Origin of the sequence: Promicromonospora kroppenstedtii DSM 19349 (assembly GCF_000515355.1) — a bacterium.
Classification (GTDB): Bacteria; Actinomycetota; Actinomycetes; order Actinomycetales; family Cellulomonadaceae; genus Promicromonospora; species Promicromonospora kroppenstedtii.
Window position 1 is genome coordinate 1,256 of sequence record NZ_KI911655.1, and the last position, 2,115, is coordinate 3,370.

Here is a 2,115-nt window from a genome sequence, read left to right on the forward strand (position 1 = left end):
GGTGGGCTGCCCGCCGGCGTGAGCTCGCGGCCGTGCCGGTCGACGAGCGTCCATCCGGAATGGCGGGCGCCGTCCGGGTTCCCGGTCCACCGCATCGTGATGCCGGTCCGGTCGACCAGGTCATGGTGGTGCCAGCACAGCAAGGCCGCATTACGCACGCTCGTGTCTCCACCGTCGGCCCAGTGGCGTTCGGCGTGGTGGACCTCGCAGCGAACGGGCGGCTGCGTGCAGTCGACGTAGACGCAATGTCTGTCCCGGGCGATCACGGCCCGGCGCATCTGCCCGGTGACGGTGCGCTGCGCCCGACCGACGTCGAGCACCTGGCTGTCCGGTCCGAAGACCACCCGTCACCGCGGCGTCACAGAGCAGACGCCGCAGGGTGCTGGTCGGCACGAGCGATGCGGAGATGCCGAATCTCGCGGGTGCTGCGGTGACGTCGGTCAGGCTCGTCGAGCCGCCGGTCCCCGGCAGTTCCTTGAGACGTAGGCGATCCGCCTCATGGTCGTGATCGCCCACGCGTCCGCCATCACTCGGACCGGCCCCGCGGCCGCTGCCGCTCTCGCTGCTGCCAGGCGCACCGGACCGACCGGTCAGGCGAGCGAGCTCCGTCCATGACACGGTCACGGTGACGTGCGGTCGTACGGCGCCGCCCGTCCCGGTGTGGCCGTTGTCGAGCACGGTGCGGGCGAGGTCGGCGAGGGCCTGAGCACGTCGCTGCGTGGGGGTGCGGGCGTCGCCTGGCGTCGGAGCGCCCATCACCGAGTCCATCGCGGTGCGCAGTGCCTCACCGTGCTCGTCGGTGAGGAATCCGGCGACGTGGTAGCCGCCGAAGGTCTTGGCCACCTCGAGGTGCTCGCGCTCCCAGGCCCGCTTGTACCCGCGCTCGTCGGACTCCGGGTCGGCGACGCGTACGAACCGGTCCACGAACCGGCGGAACACGAGCGGGCCGTGCTGGTCGGCCAGGTCCAACAGCACCTCCTCCCCGGTCGGCCCATGAACCACGGCCCCCGCGCCGTCGCCAGCGGGGTCCCCGCCTGCCGGCCCGGCCGGCTCGCCGTCGTCAGCCCCCGAACCGTCGGCGCCGTTCGCAGTGGCCTCGTCGCCGTCGTTCGCGGGCTCGTCCTCGCCTGTCCCGCGGGGCGCCGCGTCGACCGGGCTCACCAGCGCCTTGCGTCGGTCCTCCGAGGTCGGGCCGACATCGACCATCGCCCGGACCTGGTCCATGCCGAGCCGTCCGCTCAGGGCGGCGGCGAGCGTGGCCGGAAGGTGCTCGAGAAGCCGCTCACCGGTCAGCACGTCCCGGCTCGCCGTGCGCATGGTGACCTTCTCGCGGCGAGCGAGCCAGACGCGGAACGTCCGTGAACCGTCGAGCGCCCACCTGCCGTCGGCATCGATCCGGGGCAGCCAGGTCATCCGGAGCACCTCCAGCTGCGAGCACACGACGCGCAGCAGCGGTGATGCCGCGGCCAGGCGGCCGGCCATTCCGGAGGCCCCGCCCGGCAGAGTGTCGTCCAGCGCCGCCGGACCTGCGACGCCGACCAGCTCCTGTGTCAGTACCTGGAGGTCCGTGACGATCTCCTCGAGCGAGCGCGCCCCGGCGCTCGTCGTGCTCGGCTGTGCCAGCACCATCCGGTCACCCCCTCGATCCGACGCTCGGCCCGGTGCCGGCGACTCGACGAGGCTATCGAACAAAGGTGCTCAGTTCTCGTAAGATTTGAGATCTGTGGATAACTCATCGGAGCGCGACGGTGAGCCCTCGGACCTGACATCCATGGCGAGGAGCCGCCGACCTCCGAGTGTCAGTGGCTCACGGCAGACTGGTCCCCATGCACACGGTGGTCTCCCAGGACGGCGCGGAAATCGGCCTACGGTCGGTGTCCGACTCCGGCGCGCCCGAGGGCGAGCCGCACATCGTCGAGGCCTCCGGACTGACCCGCGCGGTGACAGCCGCCGAGTCGTCCCACGTCCGCTGGACCTGGGACGACACCAACCGCTGGTACCCGGCCCTGCTCGCCGAGGGCGTCCGGGTCGACCGCGCGCACGACCTGCGCCTGGCGCACGCCGTGCTGCGCACCTCGGCGCTGTCGGCGCGCACGGCGCTCGCCGAGGCCGGTC

At 72.4% G+C, this 2,115-nt stretch carries 2 protein-coding genes and 1 pseudogene; 1 reads left to right on the forward strand and 2 read right to left on the reverse strand.

Annotation, left to right across the window (positions count from 1 at the left end):
- Together PROKR_RS36900 and PROKR_RS10555 are read right to left on the reverse strand one after the other, a co-directional pair.
- Window positions 1-266 (reverse strand): HNH endonuclease signature motif containing protein (locus tag PROKR_RS36900; RefSeq protein WP_211240102.1); only part of this gene is annotated, 266 nt, incomplete at its 3' end.
- Window positions 151-1,629 (reverse strand): DUF222 domain-containing protein, encoded by a 1,479-nt coding sequence (locus PROKR_RS10555; protein WP_036962936.1) that lies wholly within the window; start codon window positions 1,627-1,629, stop codon window positions 151-153. The genes PROKR_RS36900 and PROKR_RS10555, both read right to left, overlap by 116 nt.
- A 197-nt stretch (window positions 1,630-1,826) precedes the next feature.
- Here PROKR_RS10555 and PROKR_RS34565 point away from each other — a divergent pair.
- A pseudogene (locus PROKR_RS34565) lies at window positions 1,827-2,115 on the forward strand (bifunctional 3'-5' exonuclease/DNA polymerase); the annotation flags it as partial.

Excerpts from the sequence above, each read along its gene's own strand:
- PROKR_RS10555 (WP_036962936.1), bottom strand. The coding sequence starts at position 1,629 with ATGGTGCTGGCACAGCCGAGCACGACGAGCGCCGGGGCGCGCTCGCTC.